At 62.4% G+C, this 1,742-nt stretch carries 3 protein-coding genes; 1 reads left to right on the forward strand and 2 read right to left on the reverse strand.

All coding sequences use genetic code 11. From position 1 onward, the window contains the following. Positions 1–386 (reverse strand): CoA-transferase (locus tag AC1DWI_RS21800; protein ID WP_477725747.1); only part of this gene is annotated, 386 nt, incomplete at its 3' end. A gap of 2 nt (positions 387–388) precedes the next feature. Next, positions 389–1,105, reverse strand: a complete 717-nt coding sequence (locus tag AC1DWI_RS21805; RefSeq protein ID WP_477668314.1) for a 3-oxoacid CoA-transferase subunit A — start codon at positions 1,103–1,105, stop codon at positions 389–391. 112 nt (positions 1,106–1,217) lie between these two features. On the opposite strand from AC1DWI_RS21805, the gene AC1DWI_RS21810 reads away from it, so the two are divergent. Continuing rightward, the coding region (locus tag AC1DWI_RS21810) for an IclR family transcriptional regulator domain-containing protein (RefSeq protein WP_477725748.1) at positions 1,218–1,742 on the forward strand (525 nt) is incomplete at its 3' end.

A 1,742-nucleotide genomic window follows, 5' to 3' on the forward strand; every position in this document is an offset into this window, starting at 1 on the left:
GCGGGAATCGCGCCTGGCTCGCCGGTGCTCCAGTTGGCCAGGTCGCCCGTGGCCGAGACCTGAAACGCGCCCAGTACGCAGATGTCGAGGTGGCCCCCGCGCATCATCGCGAAACTGTCGGCATGGTGGAAGAAGGAGCCACCCTTGAGCAGCGTTACCGGCTGCTTGCCGGCGTTGATCAGGTCATAGTCTTCCTCGCCTTCGGCAGGCGCAGGTCCCATGCCGAGAATGCCGTTTTCGCTTTGGAGAATAACCTCGCGCCCGGCCGGCAAATGGTTGGCTACCAGCGTGGGCTGTCCGATGCCGAGGTTGACGACGGCCCCGTCAAAAATGTCTTGCGCGACGCGGGCTGCGAGCTGGTCTTTGGTACGGCGTTGGTAGGTCATGGTCATGCCGCCTTTTTAAAACCGCCTGCTTGCGTGGCGGTGCGTTGAATCTTCACGATGTGATGGACAAAGATGCCCGGGGTCACAACGGCTTCGGGGTCCAGCGCGCCGAGCTCGACGATCTCGTGCACGGTGGCAATCGTCTTTTCCGACGCGGTCGCCATTACCGGGCCAAAGTTGCGTGCGGCCATGCGGTAGGTGAGGTTGCCCCAACGGTCGCCGCGCTCAGCCTTGATAAGGGCCACGTCACCGCGGATAGGCATCTCAAGCACGTATTGCTTGCCGTTGATTTCGCGGGTTTCCTTGGCGCTGCCGTCGGCGTTGCGCGCCAGCTCGGTGCCATAACCCGTGGGGCAGAAGAAGGCGCCTATGCCGGCGCCCGCGGCGCGTATGCGCTCGGCCAGGTTGCCTTGCGGCACGAGTTCGAGCTCGAGCTTGCCGCTGCGGTACAGGCCGTCAAACACCTGGCTGTCAGCCTGGCGCGGAAAGCTGCAGATGATCTTGCGCACGCGCCCGGCCTTGAGCAGCGCCGCCAGGCCCGTTTCGGCATTGCCGGCGTTGTTGTTCACTACCGTCAGGTCTTTGGCGCCCTGCTCTATCAGGCCGTCGATCAGCTCATTGGGGATGCCGGCAGTGCCGAAGCCGCCAATCAGCACGGTTGAGCCGTCTTTCACATCCGCCAGCGCGTCGGCGACGGAGGCGGCAATTTTGTTGATCATTCCAAAGTCTCCAGCTGCGGGCGGCTTGCAGAAATCATTGAGCCACCGCTTAAATATTGTTCGACATAAGAACAAGAGTTCGTATAATGAATTCTAGGAGATTTTGATCACCATGGCAAACGCTGCATCCACGTCCAGTACCGGCCCGAAGCCCGGAGACGCCTACGTCCAGTCGTTTGCGCGCGGGCTGGAGGTTATACGCTCGTTCAGCACTGAAGCACCGCGGCAAACACTGACTGAAGTGGCCGGTCGCAGTGGCTTGAGCCGTGCGGGCGCGCGCCGCATTTTGCTGACGCTGGAGACGCTAGGCTACGTGCACAACGACGGCAAGCTGTTCAGCCTCACGCCGCGCATCCTGGATCTGGGCTTTGCCTATCTGTCCTCCATGCCGATCTGGAACCTGGCTGAGCCGGTGATGGAAGCGCTGGTCGCGGAGGTCAAGGAGTCGTGTTCGGCCGCGGCTCTGGACGGCACGGACATCGTCTACGTGCTGCGTGTGCCGACGCACAAGATCATGAGCATCAGCCTGGGCGTGGGCTCGCGCCTGCCGGCTTACTGCACGTCGATGGGGCGGATGCTGCTGTCGGCCCTGCCTGAGGCCGAAATCATGAAATGCCTGCAGGCCTCAGAGCTGACG

Source organism: Polaromonas sp. P3_C2 (genome assembly GCF_056402675.1).

Bases quoted from the DNA above. Each gene is read 5' to 3' on its own strand.
- AC1DWI_RS21805 (WP_477668314.1), bottom strand. From the start codon at position 1,105: ATGATCAACAAAATTGCCGCCTCCGTCGCCGACGCGCTGGCGGATGTG.